This is a genomic window from Solirubrum puertoriconensis, from assembly GCF_001483135.1.
GTDB lineage: Bacteria > Bacteroidota > Bacteroidia > Cytophagales > Hymenobacteraceae > Solirubrum > Solirubrum puertoriconensis.
This window is the reverse complement of record NZ_LNAL01000006.1, coordinates 26963-42797: the sequence shown is the minus strand read 5'-3', so window position 1 is coordinate 42797 and position 15835 is coordinate 26963. Positions and strand designations below refer to the sequence as shown.

19 protein-coding genes are annotated in these 15835 nt (G+C 59.2%); 5 read left to right on the top strand and 14 right to left on the bottom strand.

Annotated features, from left to right (window positions below):
• Nucleotides 1–32: 32 nt before the first annotated feature.
• Nucleotides 33–467 carry a thioesterase family protein gene (locus ASU33_RS05030; RefSeq protein WP_059068896.1) on the bottom strand — a complete coding sequence of 145 codons (435 nt, stop codon included), beginning with the start codon at nt 465–467 and terminating at the stop codon, nt 33–35.
• 27 nt (nt 468–494) lie between these two features.
• Here ASU33_RS05030 and mnmC2 point away from each other — a divergent pair, with 27 nt between their 5' ends.
• The 4 genes from mnmC2 (at nt 495) to ASU33_RS05010 (ending at nt 3861) form a co-directional block, all read left to right on the top strand.
• The gene (mnmC2, locus tag ASU33_RS05025) at nt 495–1196 is read left to right on the top strand and encodes a tRNA (5-methylaminomethyl-2-thiouridine)(34)-methyltransferase MnmC2 (protein WP_059068894.1); all 702 of its coding nucleotides are present in this window, start codon (nt 495–497) and stop codon (nt 1194–1196) included.
• Between the two features lie 66 nt (nt 1197–1262).
• The gene (locus tag ASU33_RS05020) at nt 1263–1997 is read left to right on the top strand and encodes a protein phosphatase 2C domain-containing protein (protein ID WP_059068891.1); all 735 of its coding nucleotides are present in this window, start codon (nt 1263–1265) and stop codon (nt 1995–1997) included.
• 68 nt (nt 1998–2065) lie between these two features.
• On the top strand, nt 2066–3283 hold the full coding sequence (locus tag ASU33_RS05015) for a DUF2157 domain-containing protein (RefSeq protein ID WP_059068888.1): 1218 nt from the start codon (nt 2066–2068) through the stop codon (nt 3281–3283).
• Nucleotides 3284–3285: 2 nt separating this feature from the next.
• Nucleotides 3286–3861, top strand: coding sequence for a GDYXXLXY domain-containing protein (locus tag ASU33_RS05010; RefSeq protein ID WP_059068886.1), 576 nt, complete (start codon nt 3286–3288; stop codon nt 3859–3861).
• Nucleotides 3862–3893: 32 nt separating this feature from the next.
• Here ASU33_RS05010 and ASU33_RS05005 read toward each other — a convergent pair whose 3' ends face one another.
• From ASU33_RS05005 to bshC, 3 genes are all read right to left on the bottom strand, one after another.
• Nucleotides 3894–4409: an ExbD/TolR family protein gene (locus tag ASU33_RS05005; protein ID WP_059068882.1), complete on the bottom strand. Its 516-nt coding sequence runs from the start codon at nt 4407–4409 to the stop codon at nt 3894–3896.
• 81 nt (nt 4410–4490) lie between these two features.
• On the bottom strand, nt 4491–5081 hold the full coding sequence (locus ASU33_RS05000; protein WP_059068880.1) for a 5-formyltetrahydrofolate cyclo-ligase: 591 nt from the start codon (nt 5079–5081) through the stop codon (nt 4491–4493).
• 101 nt (nt 5082–5182) lie between these two features.
• Complete coding sequence (bshC, locus tag ASU33_RS04995) at nt 5183–6763, bottom strand: bacillithiol biosynthesis cysteine-adding enzyme BshC (RefSeq protein WP_059068878.1); 1581 nt, start codon at nt 6761–6763, stop codon at nt 5183–5185.
• Between the two features lie 144 nt (nt 6764–6907).
• On the opposite strand from bshC, the gene ASU33_RS04990 reads away from it, so the two are divergent.
• Nucleotides 6908–7111, top strand: a complete 204-nt coding sequence (locus tag ASU33_RS04990) for a hypothetical protein (RefSeq protein WP_149867057.1) — start codon at nt 6908–6910, stop codon at nt 7109–7111.
• Between the two features lie 96 nt (nt 7112–7207).
• On the opposite strand, the gene rimO is transcribed toward ASU33_RS04990, so the two are convergent.
• The 10 genes from rimO to ASU33_RS04950 form a co-directional block, all read right to left on the bottom strand.
• Nucleotides 7208–8524 (bottom strand): 30S ribosomal protein S12 methylthiotransferase RimO, encoded by a 1317-nt coding sequence (rimO, locus tag ASU33_RS04985; protein ID WP_059068872.1) that lies wholly within the window; start codon nt 8522–8524, stop codon nt 7208–7210.
• Between the two features lie 285 nt (nt 8525–8809).
• Complete coding sequence (locus ASU33_RS04980; protein WP_149867056.1) at nt 8810–9979, bottom strand: acyltransferase family protein; 1170 nt, start codon at nt 9977–9979, stop codon at nt 8810–8812.
• A 131-nt stretch (nt 9980–10110) separates the two neighbouring features.
• Nucleotides 10111–11094, bottom strand: coding sequence for a signal recognition particle-docking protein FtsY (gene ftsY / locus ASU33_RS04975; protein WP_059068868.1), 984 nt, complete (start codon nt 11092–11094; stop codon nt 10111–10113).
• 241 nt (nt 11095–11335) lie between these two features.
• Nucleotides 11336–11497: a DUF4295 domain-containing protein gene (locus ASU33_RS20960; protein ID WP_078062888.1), complete on the bottom strand. Its 162-nt coding sequence runs from the start codon at nt 11495–11497 to the stop codon at nt 11336–11338.
• Nucleotides 11498–11505: 8 nt separating this feature from the next.
• Nucleotides 11506–11688 carry a 50S ribosomal protein L33 gene (gene rpmG / locus ASU33_RS04970; RefSeq protein ID WP_059068866.1) on the bottom strand — a complete coding sequence of 61 codons (183 nt, stop codon included), beginning with the start codon at nt 11686–11688 and terminating at the stop codon, nt 11506–11508.
• Nucleotides 11689–11897: 209 nt separating this feature from the next.
• Entirely contained in the window at nt 11898–13547 is a 1650-nt protein-coding gene (locus ASU33_RS04965; protein ID WP_078063033.1) for an aminopeptidase P family protein, read from the bottom strand.
• A 177-nt stretch (nt 13548–13724) separates the two neighbouring features.
• Nucleotides 13725–13964, bottom strand: coding sequence for a 50S ribosomal protein L28 (gene rpmB, locus ASU33_RS04960; protein WP_059068864.1), 240 nt, complete (start codon nt 13962–13964; stop codon nt 13725–13727).
• A 133-nt stretch (nt 13965–14097) separates the two neighbouring features.
• Nucleotides 14098–14256: a C1orf53 family protein gene (locus ASU33_RS21425; RefSeq protein ID WP_160328134.1), complete on the bottom strand. Its 159-nt coding sequence runs from the start codon at nt 14254–14256 to the stop codon at nt 14098–14100.
• A 9-nt stretch (nt 14257–14265) separates the two neighbouring features.
• On the bottom strand, nt 14266–14646 hold the full coding sequence (locus ASU33_RS04955; RefSeq protein ID WP_059068862.1) for a RidA family protein: 381 nt from the start codon (nt 14644–14646) through the stop codon (nt 14266–14268).
• 82 nt (nt 14647–14728) lie between these two features.
• Nucleotides 14729–15643 carry an LEA/WHy family protein gene (locus ASU33_RS04950; protein ID WP_059068860.1) on the bottom strand — a complete coding sequence of 305 codons (915 nt, stop codon included), beginning with the start codon at nt 15641–15643 and terminating at the stop codon, nt 14729–14731.
• Nucleotides 15644–15835: the final 192 nt, after the last annotated feature.

Here is a 15835-nt window from a genome sequence, read left to right as displayed (position 1 = left end):
GTGCTGCCTGTACGCACGCGGGGCCTAGGTCGTTAGGCAGCTGGGGCACCTAGGCGGGCAGCGGCAGCTTCGGGCAGCAAGGCCAACTTGCGAGTGTTGTAGTCGAAGCAGAGCATGCCGGTTTTGGCGCGGGCTATGTCGCGGCCTTCGGTGGTTTGGATGTGGTACACCACATCGAAGCCGTACTTGTGCAAATCGGTAGCGGCCATTTGCACGCGCAGCACGTCGCCGTAAAAACCTTCGCCCTTGTACTCCACGGCCAAATCCGACATGATCATGCCCTGCTTGGTTGCAGGGTTGTATTCGGCCAACTCCATGTGCCGCAAAAACTGCACGCGGGCCTCGTGCAGCAGGCTTACGAGGGCATCGTTGCCGAGGTGGGCGCCGTAGTTTAGGTCGGTGATGCGCACGGGCAGCTCCACAGTTACGGAAAACGTTTCGGGCAAGGCTACTTTTACGCGGGCCATAGGCTACTGAATTCGAAAGGCTGAGTTATGAATGCTGAACGCGGAAGCGACGTTACAAAGGTAGAGGTACGGCAAACGGGCGACGGCTCGAGCACCTTGTACGTGCCGGCCCTCGACGAGCACTACCACTCCACCCACGGCGCATTGCAAGAGTCGGTGCACGTGTTTATCCGGGCGGGCCTCGAGCCCCTGCTGCTCACCGCCGACCGCCCCCAGCACATCCTGGAAGTGGGCCTGGGTACCGGCCTCAACGCCCTGCTTACCTTGCAGCGCAGCCTCACGGCCCGCGTGCGCATTCACTACGACGCCGTCGAGACCTTTCCGCTGCCGCCCGACATCGTGGAGGCCCTAGGTATTGAGCGCTACGTGCTGAATCCGGAGCTGCTCGACCTGCACCGCCAGCTGCACGCCGCCCCCTGGAACACTCCCGTCGACCTGACGCCGCACTTCGAGCTGCGCAAGCTGCACGTGGCTTTGCAGCAGGCGCACTTGCCCGCCAACCACTACCAGCTCATCTATTTCGATGCCTTTGCGCCCGAAAAGCAACCCGATATGTGGACGCAGTCCGTGTTCGAGCAGCTATTCGCGGCCACTGCCCGGGACGGCACTCTGGTGAGCTATTGCGCCAAGGGTGCCTTCAAGCGCAGCCTGAAAGCCGCTGGCTGGGAGGTGGAGGCGCTGCCCGGGCCGCCCGGCAAACGCGAAATGACGCGGGCCCGCAAGCCTTAGGCTGGCCACACCAGATCTATTTGCTCCGATGCCGCTGCTGAGCCACCTTTGGGTGTCGCTTAATACATGAAAAGTTATCAGCTGCTGCAAATCGGTACCCACCATACCAACCACTGCGAAGACTATAATCTGGTAGCGCATTTAAGCGAGCGTACCCTGCTCTGCGCGGTTATGGATGGGTGCACCATGGGCACCGATAGCTATTTCGCGGCAACCCTTGTAGGCAAGCTTCTGCGAAAAATAGCCACCGAGGAAAACTACAACAGCTTTTACCACAAGGCACTGCCTTTGCCGCCGGCTACCTTGCTCAGGGCTGTGATGCGGCAGCTGATGGCAGAGCTCGGCACGTTGAAAAGCCAGTTGCTCCTTAACCAAACAGAGCTACTGAGCACATTATTGCTGGCAATTGTGGATGTGCAAGAACGCACTGCCGAAGTACTGATAGTAGGCGACGGTTTGGTGTGCATCAACGGCCGCCTAACGGAGTACGAACAGAACAATATTCCTGATTACCTAGGCTACCACTTAGCAGAACCTTTTGACGCGTGGTACGATGCTCATCCGCAGAAACTATCGGCCAGCAACGTTCGAGACTTAAGCTTGTCGACTGACGGTATTTTCACCTTTTCGCGCCTAGGTAATTCGGCGACGTCAATAGCTCCTAATCCGGTAGCTCATTTGCTAATCGACCAAAGCCACCAAGAAGTTGATACCATGCTGTTGAAAAAGCTTTTGTTTTTGCAGCAGCAATGCGGGTTAGTGCCCACCGACGACCTAGGCATTGTACGGTTGATTGGGTGATGCACTCACCGAAGGTTCGCCTTACTACCTAGACTCAGTAGCCCGCCTTCCGTACTTTGGCGGTAGTTATGAGTCGAAAATTCATCGAAATAGAAGGCCAGCACTGGGTTGAGCAGGGCATCATCAGCCCCGATCAGCACCAGCGCCTGCTGGCCTTGTACCCCGAGCAGCAGCGCGCCATTGGCTTGTTGCCTCTGCTAGGCAGCCTGCTGGTGGGCCTCAGCGCCCTAAGCTTGGTGGCAGCCAACTGGCAGGATTTGCCCGAGCTGCTGCGCCTGGGCCTGCTCATCGGCTCGATGGTGGGCGCTTACCTAGGCGGCGAGCATTTTCTGCAGCGCGGTTTCCGCTCGATGGGTATCGGCCTGGTAGCCTTAGGTCTGATTTTGTTTGGGGCGGGCATTGTGCTCACAAGCCAGATGTACCAATTGGTGGGCTACGATGTAACGGGGCTGTTGGCATGGGTAGTGGCCGGCGTGGTGCTCACCTTCATCTACCAAAGCCACTTCCTGTTCATTCTGGCCGTGGCCATTGGCGTTCTGGCGCAGGGCTACAGCGTGGGCAGCCTTAGCAGCTACAGCTACGCCAGTGCCCTGCTGATGGCCGGTGGCTTGGGCTATTACTGGTGGCGCCGGCCCGATGCGCTTTGCGGGGCCATTCTGGCTACGGGCCTGCTATGGCAATCGGCGTTGCTGATCAACCATCTGCACATCAAAATCACGTGGTTTTTTGTGCCGGCCATGCTGGTGTACGCCGCCGGCGACTGGCAGCCCAACCGCCCCGCCGCCCGCGCCCTGCAAGCCCCGCCGTTGGTGGCGGCGTTCCTGTTCATGCTCGGCCTAGGCATGTTTGGCGAAGCAGGCAGCTACACCGATCAGCTGCGGCCGCACTTTGTGGGCTTTGTAGGGGCCCTGCTGCTGGTGTTTGGCCTCTCGGTAGCGGGCAAGCACGCTCGTGGGCACCTCAGCAGCGCCGCCGATTGGTTGCTGCTGCTGCCGGGCTACTATTTTCCCGGCGGGTTGCCGCTGGCCGTGGCGGCGCTGGTGGTGCTGTATGCCTATACCGGCTCGGTGCTGTACCGGGGCTTTCAGGAGCAAGCCGCCGACCGCGTAAACCTGGGCACGGCACTGTTCATCCTCACTACCATGGTGGCTTACTTTAAGCTGACGTGGGAGTTCATGGATAAGTCGTTGTTCTTCCTGCTCGGGGGCTTGCTGCTGCTGGGCCTGAGCTGGTACTTGCGCCGCCGGGCTCGTTCTATTCCGCCCTCCAACCCGCCCACGCCCTAACGATGAAGCTGGTGCCTACTCTCTTCTTATCGGGAGCCGCCGATAAGCACCGCCGCTGGGTAGCCCTGGCCGTGGCCGCGCAGGTGCTGTTCATCTTGCTGGTAGCCGGGGCGGGCTCGGCCATCAGCAGCTACGGCCGGGCGGTGGTGCTGCGCACCTCCCCCGTCGACCCGCGCGATTTGCTGTACGGCGACTACGTAACGCTGAACTACGACGTAAGCCAGTTGCCGCGTCCGCTCTGGCGCGGCTCGGAAGCCCCGCGCCGGCACCGCCCCGTATACGTGGAGCTGCGCCCCACCTCAGCCGGCTACTACGAGGCCGTGGCCGTGTACCCCGCCGAGCCCGCTTCGCTGCCCGCCGACCACGTAGCCCTGCGCGGCTGGATTGTGAACGTGTGGCGCCAAGGCTTGCAACTTCGCTACGGCCTGGAGCGCTACTACGTGCCCGAGGGCGAGGGCCGCAAGCTGGAGCGCCGCGCCGGTCGGCAGCCGCTGCTGGTGCACGTGAGCGTGGCCCCTTGGGATCAGTCGCGCATTACCCGCGTCGAAATAGCTCCTAAACCAGCAGAGCGCCCGTAACTGGGGCGCTCTGCTGGTTTTCTGGGGCTTGGCTACCGCGTGTTCAGGGCGAGTAGCTGGCGGTCGGCTTGGTCGAGGTCGACTAGCGCGTACTTCTTCTGGTTGGTGATGCTCATTTCGTCGAGCACATCCACCACGTCGCGGTATTTGGCATCGGGGCTGGTTTTGATGAGCACCGTGGCCTGCGGGCTTCGCTGCTTGAGCTGCAGCAGTACCTGACGCACCCCTGCCGCGCCAAAGTTGGTGGTGCGTAGCTCGGCGGGTGTTTTGGCGGTGTTCAGCCCGAAGAAGTAGTGCACCTGGCTGTTCTTACCCAAAATAAGCGTGAGGGCTTGGCTGGCCGGTACATCGGTGTCGCTGTCGCCGTCGGCTGCGGGCATGGTTAGCTGCATCGCGTTGGACTTGGCAAACGTGGTAGTGAGCATGAAGAAGGTGAGCAGCAAAAAGGCCAAGTCCACCATCGGGGTCATGTCGAGGCGGAAGGCTTGCTTTTTGGCGCGGGGCTTGGTGCTGCGGCTCGGGGCGGAGGTGGGCTGGATGTCGGCCATGGCGGTGGAGGTGTTGGTTGAGGTGTTCACTTGCCAAAACGCCGAGCTTCGCGGGCTTATTGCACCTAGGGCTGCAGGGTCCTACTCGCCGGCGTGCTGCGGTTCATCAAACCACCACACGCGCTCCGGCGCGATGCAGGCGTGTAGCGGTACGTCGCCGGGCCAGGCATCGGTAATGCGCTCCACGGGCGGCTCCAGGCTCAGGCCGATGCGCTGCGCCTTGGGGCACTCCTGCAGAAACCGGTCGTAGAAGCCTTTGCCGTAGCCCACGCGGTGCCCTTGTAAGTCGAAAGCCAGCAAAGGCAGCAGCACCGCATCAATGGCAGCGGCCGCAACCGCCGGCGCACCTAGTGGCTCGGGTATGCCCCAAGCGTTGTGCTGCAACTCCGTATCGGGGCCGAGCAGGCGGTGCGTTAGCTGGCCATCGGGTTGCACCACGGGCACCACCACCTGCACCTGCCGAAACTCTGCCCACAAACGCCAGATGATAAGCCAAGTGTTCAGTTCGCGCTGCCGCTCAATGGGCAAAAACACGTGCACCGTACGCCACGCGCCTAGGTCGAACGCCGCGAACAGATGAGCGCCCACCCGCGCGCTGCGCTCGGCCAGCTCAGCTTCCGATAAAGCCCGGCGGCGCGTTAGCATGTCGCGGCGGAGGTCGGCTTTCAGCATGGCGGTTTAGCGGCTGCTTTCCGTACTTGTGTTTATTTGGCCGGCTTGCTTCGCCCTAGGTTGCTTTGGGCGTTGCAGGCGTAAGCAGCCAACTTCGGGCGCTATTCTTCTTCGATTACAGTGAACTCCAGCGCCAACGGATCAAAAGCCCCGACGAGCTGATCGATGAAACTTGGGTTGTTTACCACAATGCTCAGCACGTTATCGTGGCGCTCCTGCAGGCTGCCGGCCGGGAACAACTTTTCCTTGAGGCCGCTGAGCTGGTTGTAAGCGGTTTCGTGCTTGGCTTCGGCGGCTTTGCTCAGGCGCTTTTCGAGGCCGGCCACAATGCCGGTTACCTTTTGTTGCTCGGCCGCCACGGTTTTCACCAGCGTGGGGTCGAGGCGCTGCGCCAGTGCCGACACAGCGGCAAAAGCCGCGGCCAGCTGCTCCTGCTGCTCGGCCAACGACACCTCCTCCTGACCTAGGGAAGCGGCCACCTGCTTTTTCAGCTCGGGCAGCGGCCTGAACAAATCGTTGGTGCCCAGGCCCAGCTTGCGCAGCTTGCCTAGGTGCGTGCGGCCCACGTACAGCGCCGAGTTGCGCAGCAGCACCATGGGCATGGGCACTTGGTAATGCTCGAACACGCTTTTCAGCTGCAGCCAGTAGGCCACTTCGGCGCCGCCGCCCACGTAGCACAGGTTGGGCAGCAGCATTTCTTGATAGAGCGGGCGCAGCACCACATTGGGGCTAAAGCACTCGGGCTGCTCCTGGGCGTGCGCTACGGCCTCGTCGGTGGTCCAGCGGATATCGGTGTTGCGCACCACCACGTGGCCATCTTCCAGCTCCAGCCGCTCGCGCTTGCCCGTGTTGGTGAGGTAAAACAGGTTGAGCGGGCGGGCATATACCTGCGGCTTGTAGCCAGCGGCCTCCAAGGCAACATCGGTGGCTTGCACGGCGTGGTAGGCGGCTTGGGTGCGCAGCTCCGCGGCCATCACCGGTGCCAACACTTGCTTTAGCTCGGCGTCGTCGGGCTCTATGCTGAGCAGGCCGTACTGGCCAAACAAGGTATGCGTGAGGCGGCGCGTGGCCTCGGCAAGGGTTTGGCTTTGCTCGTAGGCTTCGCGGAAGGCGGCAGGCACCTCGGCGGGCAGTTGCGCCAGTACCTGCTCGCTAAGCCCCGCCAGCGGCATGCGGCCCACGGGCCCACCGGTTTGCTCGGCCTGCCACTCCAGCTTTTTGCCGAACAGGTGCAGGTGGTTGACTTCGGCGAAGTCGTGGTCTTCGGAGGCCATCCAATACACCGGCACGAAATCGAACTGCGGGTACTGCTCCTTCAGCTGGCGGCAGAGCTTTACCACCGTGGCAATTTTGTAGATGAAGTACAGCGGCCCGGTAAGCAGGTTGAGCTGGTGGCCGGTGGTAACGGTGAAGGTGGTTTCCTGCGCCAGCAGCCCTAGGTTGGTTTGTACGGCGGGGTGCAACTCGGGCAGGGCGCCCAATTGGCGGCGCAAGGCATTTTGCAGCCGCTCGCGCGTGGCGGCGGGGTACTGCGCGCGTTTCTCCTCTAGCTGCGCGGCAAAGGCTTCGAGCGTCGGGAAGCGGTGGTAGAACGGCTGGAGCTTGGGTTCTTGCTTCAGGTAGTCAGCGACAAACGCGCTAAACGCGCCGGTGGCGGCGTAGGGCAAACAGTGCACGGGCATGGGCGGAGTAGACGTTGCGGCTGCAACGTTCGCAAAAAAACCGCGGCTACAAATTAATGTTCAAGCCCAACTTTATTTCAGTCTATTTCGTCATGGAATTCTCACGCTGATTTGCTAGATTGCTCTACACCCTTTTCGCCCGCTATGATGTCGTCTATCCCGCTTTGGTACTGGCTGGCAGCCGTGGTGCTCCTGCCTTGGCTGTTTACGCTGTGGCACATCCGCAGCGGTGAATTTCCGGGCCGCTGGGAACGGCGGCGTTGGATGTCGTCGGTGGCCTACCTGCCCTTCATTGGCATGTGGCAGTACTGGACCAGCGGCGTATACCGGCGTCGCGTGTCGCACTAGCTCTACCCCTACCCTACCACCTACCCCAACAACCCTCTAGAACGCAAAAGGCCGCGGCAATACTTGCCGCGGCCTTTTGCATGCTGTTTACTGAGCTTACTTGCTCACCACTTCGCCATACAGGTCGAAGTCTGAAGCTTCTGTAATCTTCACGTCGGCAAAATCACCTAGGCGCACGTACTGGCTGGTGGCCGGCACCAGCACCTCGTTGTCGACCTCAGGCGAGTCGTACTGGGTACGGCCAACCCAGTAGCCGCTCTCCTTGCGGTCGAACAGCACTTTGTAAGTGTTGCCCACTTTCTGCTCGTTCAGGTCCATCGAAATGCTCTGCTGCAGCTCCATGATGGCGTCGGCGCGCTCCTGCTTCACCTCGGCGGGCACGTTGTCCTCCAGGCTGAAGGCATGGGTGTTCTCCTCGTGCGAGTAGGTGAAGATACCTAGGCGCTCAAACTTGGTGGCCTCCACAAACTGGTACAATTCCTCAAAGTCCTGCTGCGTTTCGCCGGGGTGGCCGGCAATAAGCGTGGTGCGCAGGGCAATGTCGGGCATGCGCTGCCGAATCTGATCAACTAGCTCCACGGTGCGGCGCTTGCTGATGCCGCGGCGCATGGTCTTGAGCATGTTGTCGGAAATGTGCTGCAAGGGCATGTCGAGGTACTTGCACACGTTCTCGCGCTCCTGCATCACGTCGAGCACTTCCATCGGGAACTGCGAGGGGTAGGCGTACTGCAGGCGAATCCAGTCGATGCCGTTCACGTCGCTCAGGCGGCGCACCAGCTCGGCCAGCTTCCGCTCGCCGTACTTGTCGAGGCCGTAGTAGGTAAGGTCCTGCGCAATCAGGATCAGCTCCTTCGTGCCCATGTTGGCCAGCTTGGTAGCCTCGGTTACGAGGTCTTCCATGGGCTTATCCACGTGCTTACCGCGCATCAACGGAATGGCGCAGAACGAGCACGGGCGGTTGCAGCCCTCAGCAATCTTGAAGTAAGCATAGTGCTTGGGCGTGGTCAGCAAACGCTCGCCCACCAACTCGTGCTTGTAATCGGCATTCAGGGTTTTCAGCAACTGCGGCAACTCCAGGGTACCGAAATAGGCATCTACCTGCGGAATCTCTACCTCGAGCTGGTCCTTGTAGCGCTGCGAAAGGCAGCCCGTCACGTACACCTTGTCCACCTTGCCGGCCTCTTTGGCGTCGGCGTACTGCAGAATGGTATCGATGCTCTCCTGCTTCGCGTTGTCGATGAAGCCGCAGGTGTTGATGATGACGATACCCGACTCATCTTTGGTCGATTCGTGCGTTACGTCGTAGCCGTTGCCGCGCAGCTGACCCATCAGCACTTCCGAGTCCACGAGGTTCTTGGAACAGCCCAGCGTGATGACGTTAACCTTATTGGCCCGATTGCCTTTTACTTTCATTCTGCAGTAGCGCGAATTGCAGTTCGCGTATCGTTGAACGGCGCCACCTAGCGGAAAGCACCTAATCCTGAACATATTGCCTCACTTTCGCCGCCAGCGAAAATTGGAGCGCAAAGGTACGCAGGAGCCAACGCCTTTTCCTACTACGAACGTTCCTTTAGCTACAGCGACGGCAGCACCATGTAGCGCGAACCTCAGTCCGCGTTCTTTGGATAGTAATTTATAACAGTTGACCTATGTAGCGGCAGATGATTACCGCCTGAAAAACGCGGTCTAAAGCACAGACTACATTCCACGCCCACCGGTCAGCAAACCGTACACGCCAGGCACCAGTTTGCGCATAACCGCACCTAGCAGCACAGCCAGGCCTGCTATCAGCAGCGGCAGCAGCAAAAACACCAGCAAATTCTGGCCCGGCCAGGTACGCAGCGCCCACTCGGTAGCGTAGTTCACCAAGGGCACGTGCAGCACATATATCATGAACGAGAATCCCGCTACCAACGCAAACCAGCGCTGGCTCATGGCTACACGCACCACGGCATCGGAGCCAAACCACATCACGCCGATGCCCAACGCCTCTGCTGCTTTGTGGAGCAGCAACATGGGCAGGAAGGGCGGGGACTGAAAGTGGAAAGCTAAGTAGCTTTTCACAAGCAGTACCACCAGCCACAGCACGGCCATCGGCACTACCGGGAACCAGCGCGGCGGCCGGAGCACGTCGATGTCGCGGCGGCGCAGCCACACGCCCAGGGCAAAGAACAGCAGGCCCGTGCCGCCGATAAATGGTTGGATATCGATACCTAGCAGCCACAACAACCCGGCCACGACGAAGTATACCGCCGGCGCTCGATCCACGGCCGTGCGCAACCACGGATAAGCTAAGTTGTAGACCAGCAGGCTCATCAAAAACCACAATTGGAATGGCACCGGCACCAAGAGCCACCGCAGCAGTAGTTGCCCCGGCGTGTACCCGCTCACGAAGGGGTTTTCGGGCCCGAAACTGCTTAGAGCTGCAGCCTGCACAAGCTGCCGCGTAGCCGGGAACTGCTCCATGGCCCAAGTGCCCGCTAGGCCGATGAAGCTCCAGATTAGATACGGCATCAGCAAGGTGCGCACCCGACGCTGCACCCGCACTTTGTGCGGCGTACCAGAGTCGTGAAAGGCGAACAAATAGCCTGAAATGGCGAACAGAATCGGTATGCGGAACCGAAACAGCCCATTGGCCAGAAAATACTGCAGGTACGAGCCTATCGTTAGTGGCTCCTCTACCGCCGAGGCGGCGTGCAGGTAGCGCGGGTGCAGGTTGTAAGCGTGCACGTACACCAGCATGAGCATGGCGACGAGCGACCAAAACCGCAGTTTCTGGCTCAAGAATGCATCCAGCCGCTTGGGTTTAACGGCTTCGTCAGCAGGGGTTGGGAGGTCGGCTACTACTTGCATATCAACCAGATGCACCGGGTGGCGCAACGGTTGTCTAGTTAGCCAGAAGCTAGCTGCAAATCACTCACATAATAGGGTGACAACACCCATAAACAGAAGAGCCGCTGCGCATTACGCAACGGCTTTGGATACGCACCTAGGTGCGCTTACTTTTTCGAGAACAAGGAATCGACGAACGTGCGGCGGTCGAATAGCTGCAGGTCGGTCATTTTTTCGCCTACGCCGATGTAGCGCACAGGCACGTTGAGCTGGTCGGAAATGCCGATTACCACGCCACCCTTGGCGGTGCCATCGAGCTTGGTAATGGCCAGCGCCGACACCTCCGTGGCTTTGGTGAACTCCTTGGCTTGCAAAAAGGCATTTTGGCCCGTGCTGCCATCGAGTACCAGCAGTACTTCGTGCGGTGCATCGGGAATTACCTTCTGCATCACACGCTTGATCTTGCTTAGCTCGTTCATCAGGTTCACCTTGTTGTGCAGGCGGCCAGCCGTGTCGATGATGACCACATCGGCCTGCATCTCCACGCCCTTTTTCACGGCGTCGTAGGCCACGGAAGCCGGATCGGTGTTCATGCCGTGCGAAATAACCGGCACGCCCACACGCTGTCCCCAAATGATAAGCTGATCGACGGCGGCGGCCCGGAAGGTATCGGCAGCACCTAGCACCACCTTTTTACCGGCCGAGTGGAAACGGTGCGCGAGCTTACCAATGGTGGTGGTTTTGCCCACCCCGTTTACGCCCACTACCATAATCACGAAGGGCTGGCCGCCAGAATCTTCACGGTCGGCGCGCTCGAGCACGGCCGTGGAGCCGGAGTCGTTTTTCTGAAGCAGGTCGGCAATTTCTTCGCGCAGGATGCGGTCGAGCTCCGAGGTGCCCACGTACTTGTCGCGGGCCACGCGCTTCTCGATTCGGTCGATAACCTTCACGGTAGTATCGATGCCCACATCGGCGTGCACCAGCACCGATTCGAGGTCGTCGAGCACTTCTTCGTCGACGGTGCTCTTGCCCACAACGGCTTTGCTCAACTGATCAAAAAAGCTGGTTTTGGTTTTCTCCAGCCCTTTGTCCAACGACTCGCGCTGCTCCTTATTCTCCTTGTCTTTCTTAAAAAAATCGAAAAGGCCCATGGGTTAGGTCTTAGGGATTGGGTCTTGGCACTTAGCGCAGCACGCTAAGCCAGAAGGATTGGCTTTGGCAGCCAAGGGCACGCAACTAAGACCTAGGCCCTAATCACCAAGCCCTAATACGCAAAAAAGTCCCACGGGAAGGCGGGACTTCTTCACTATTAGACGAGTGCGTAGCGGCTGCCCCGAAGGGAACCGGATGGGCGTTGGCACAGCCGTTCGACCGTACGCACTCGATAAGTTCTTACTTGCTGCCGGAAGCGAGGAACTCCTGCACTTTGTCAACGGGTACCATCTCTTCTTTGAAGGTGTAGGCACCAGTTTTGGGCGAGCGGACGGCGCGGATAACCTTGGCCCAGTCCTTACCGCCCGAAGTCTTCAGCGTAGCAACTACTTTCTTTGCCATGACTCAGCTTACTTGATTTCTTTGTGGACGGTCATTTTCTTGAGCACCGAGTTGTATTTCTTCAACTCAATGCGCTCCGGAGTATTTTTCCGGTTTTTCGTGGTGATGTAGCGCGAGGTGCCCGGCTGGCCCGAGTTCTTGTGCTCGGTGCACTCCAGGATTACCTGCACCCGGTTTCCTTTCTTGGCCATCGTGATACAGTCAGGACGTGGGTTTCGATTTTAGGACTGCAAAGATACGAGTTGTTTCGACAAAGTCAAACAACAGAAGTATAAACCGTTGCAAGATGTAATTACACCCGCTCAGAAACAGTTTATCGCACCTTTTCAGCACAAAAATAAGCGGGCCTGCGCACACTTGGTTGCGCAGGCCCGCTGGTTGTGGCCGTTTTGCAACTGTTCTAGTTCTTTAAGATAGGAAGCTTAAAGTTGTCGAGGGCGCTTGGTTTAGCCATCATCGCCTCAATGTCGGCTACGGTGCGGGGTGCTTCTTTCGATAGGTTATCATAGCCTGACGACGTGATGAGAATATCGTCCTCGATGCGTACGCCAATGTTCCACCACTTTTTGTCGCAGGGGCTGCCTTCGGGGATGTAGATGCCCGGTTCGACAGTGATTACGTTGCCGGCTTTTAGCGGGCCGTAAGTGCCGCGGTCGTGCACATCGAGCCCTAGGTAGTGCGAGGTGCCGTGCGGAAAGTAGCGGCGCACCTCGGCGTCGGTCTTGATGATACCTAGGCGCTTCAGCCCTTCGGTAATCACTGCCTGCGCTGCTTTGTGCGGGGCCTGAAACTCGGCGCCGGGTTTGCACTCTTTAAAGCTGGCCTCCTGAGCGGCTAATACCAACTCGTAAATCTCACGCTGCTCGCGTGAGAACTTGCCCGTGGGCGGAATCGTGCGCGTCACGTCGGAGGTGTAGCCATGGTACTCGGCGCCGCAGTCCATCAGCAGCAGCTCGTTGCCAACGCGCGGCTTGTCGTTGGTTTCGTAGTGCAGCACGCAGGCATTGTTGCCGGCGCCCACAATGCTGGGGTAGCCTTCGAACTCGGCGCCGTACTTCTTGTACACGTACTCGTGCAGGCCCTGAATTTCCATTTCGCCCATGTCGGGCTTGGTGGCTTTCATCACCTCCTGCTGCCCTACCGCCGAAATGCGTACGGCTTGGCGCAGCAACTTCAGCTCCTCGGGCGTTTTTACTTCGCGCATCTGGTTCAGCAGCTCATCGAGCGTGGTGGCATCGAAGCGCGATACGGGGCGCGAGGCTACCACTTTCTGCCGGTCGGCGTCGGTGTCGGCTTTCAGATAAGCCTGCACGTAGGCGTCGGTAGCCAGCTGCGGCTGCGAGCTTACTAGGTTGGTGAGGTAGGGCCGCAATTCGGTGGGGTTGGCCGTGCCATAGCGCTGAATGACTTTGTGCGCCTCCCCTACTGCTGGGCTAAAATCGGCCGGCAGGCTAGCTTTTTGCCGGAAGCTAGCTACTAAGTCGTGTAGGTCGGCGGGGTTGCGCGGGTCGTTGGCAGCATCGGTTGGCAACGTCAGCATCAGCACTTGGCCAAAGTTGCTCCACTGAATGGGAGCCGCGGCAAACTCGGTGTTGTCGGCGGTATACTGCAGGCCCAGTTGCTGCTTGGCACCGTCCTTGCCTATGCGGCGGCCCGTCCACATTTCGCGGGCGGCATTGCGGGGCTGCACGTAAAGCGCCTCTGTTACACCGGTTTGGCCGCCTAGGTTCTGGGGCTCCTTGAACAGTACCAGCACGGCATCGGGCTCGGTATAGCCCGTGAGGTAGTACAAATCGGGGTGCTGGTGGTAGATGTAGCTGACGTCGTTGGCGCGGTTGCGCACCGGCGAGGCAAACAGCACCGCTACCGAGCCGGCCGGCATTTGCTGGCGCAGTAGCTCGCGCCGGCCCTTGTGAAAATCGGCACTCAAAAAATCAGTGGGCCGCTCGTTGCTGACTTGGCGCTGAGCTTGGGCAGGTTCGAGGCCCAGGGCACCTAGGCAGAGCAGGGCAAAAGCTCCTCGGCGGAGCCACAACGGGGTTCGGAGCATATGCAGAGCCGCAGCCATGTAGGTGCGTAGTACGGTGGTGCGAGGTAGCTAAGCGGCTAAAGCAAAAGAAGCGAGATTTCGGCTGAAGGTTGCGCGCCATAGGCGGCAACATCGGCCAAAATCTCGCTTCCGGATATGCAGTAAGCCATGCGCCCGAAATCGGGCACGCGTAGTAGCTTAGTAAACTACGTAGCCTTCTTGCTTAGCTTTTTTCAACACGGCCATAATGCCGTTCTTGTTGATCGTGCGGATGGTAGAAGCGGCTACGCGCAGGGTAACCCATGCATCCTCCTCGGGGATGTAGAAACGCTTCTTCTGCAGGTTCGGGTAGAACTTGCGCTTGGTCTTGTTGTTGGCGTGCGATACGTTGTTACCAACGCGCGTGCGCTTGCCGGTCAGATCACAAACTCGGGCCATGGCTATGTGTTACTTGAGATGACAATGCGGGAAACAGGGGCGCAAATATCGGCAAAACTCTGAATTAGTCAAACTTCTGTCGAAAATTCATGAGGCAGAGCTTGTTGCCCAACGGGCCGAAGCTTTGCCGCACCTAGCGCTTAAGGGCTTTTTTGGCCTTCCAGGGGCAATGCCGGCAGCCGCTGCCGCAGCAGTTGCCGCGGCGCAGGTGGTACTGCTCGGTAAACACCATGTAGCCCTCAGGGGTGTAGTAAAAGTCGCCGGGTTGCAGCGGCTGGGGTTTGGCTTTCATGCGGCTCCCCTAACCCCGAACGGCGGCAATACATTCAATCTCGACCAATGCCTCGAGCGGCAAACGCGATACTTCTACCGTGGTGCGGGCCGGGCGGTGTTCCCCAAATACCTCGGCGTACACAGCGTTCATGCGCTGAAAATCGGCGAAGTTTTTCAGGAACACCGTTGTTTTCACAATGTCCTGCAGCCCTAGCCCATGCGCCGACAGCACCGTGCCTAGGTTGGCCAGCGCCTGCTGGGTTTGCACCTCAATGGTGGTGCCCTCGAGCTGCATGGTTTGGGGGTTGAGGGGCGTTTGGCCGGAGCAGAACACCAAGCCGCCCGTTACAATGGCCTGCGAGTAAGGCCCAACGGCTTTGGGCGCATCGGGGTGGTGGATGAATTGCATGTGCTACAAGCAAGGGTTGGTTGCCGGGCAAAGGTACCAACCAATGCCGAGGTGCGCGCCGCTTACTTGGCACCCGGCGCGGCTACTCCCCTTCTCCTTTGCGCGGAATGTTCTTCAGCTCCTGCAGCGTGCCTTCGCTGTTGAAGTTTAAGCTCATGTCTTTGGTGTTATGGCGGCCAGCAGCCACCACGGCTACCCCGTCGAGGTCGTACGAGGTCTTATCGGCCTTGAACAGGCTTTTAAAGGCTACTTTGGGCATGGCTTTGGGTTGAAAGCTGACGCGTACGGGCATGATTTCGGTGCCGCGCTCATCGAAGGTTACGTCTTTGGTTTCTACGCCTTTCACTTCCATATCGTCGTCGCCGATGCGAAAGCGGTACCGCACGCTCCGGATGGTTACCGAAAACGGATTGTAGTTCGTCACCTTTAGCTTCACCAGCGCTTCGCCGTGTTTCAGCCCTAGGTCGGTTACGTCTACATCGGCCACCTCAATCTTGGGCATCTTGGGCACGTACACCCGCTTGCTCACTACTACCGGAATGCGCTCGGTGCCTACCACGGGCAAGCGGGTGTACATCTGCATGCGCATTTGCACCTCCACGCAGTCTTGCTGCGCATCTTTAACTGTACGCTTTAGGTCGCCCATGTCCACGGCCATGGGTATTTCCAGCTGGCTCAGGCCCCGACGCTTCACTACCGTTGGCTCATCCTGGGCGCCGCGTGCCATGGGCTTGCCATCCACGCGCGTTTCGTAACTAAAGCTGTCGATGCGCATGCCAATGGGCGCGTTGTTGCGCAGGCTTACCTGCATTTGCGCCTTCAGCGAATCGGCCGTGATGTTGCCCATTTGCAGGTTGGCATTTTCGAGGGTCGGTAACAGTTTTTGGCCGTTGTTGGTGGCTTTGAAGCCGATAAACCCGCCCGCTACGAGCAATATGATGAGACCGAGCAGCACCCCAAGCACGGGATGCCGCCCGAAAAATGACGACTTGGTCATGATCGGTAGTAGGCGGTGGAGAGATGGAAGAAAGGCTCCTTGAACCTCAGCCGGAGTTGAAGGTTGGGTATGTTGGGTTCACGACGCGGCGAGTATTTTGTTATTGTTCAGGCAATTACCTAAACACACCTTCGCAGCCCGAAATCCGTACTTTTGGGCATCCCACCCATGTTTAGCTCTCCAAAATTTTCC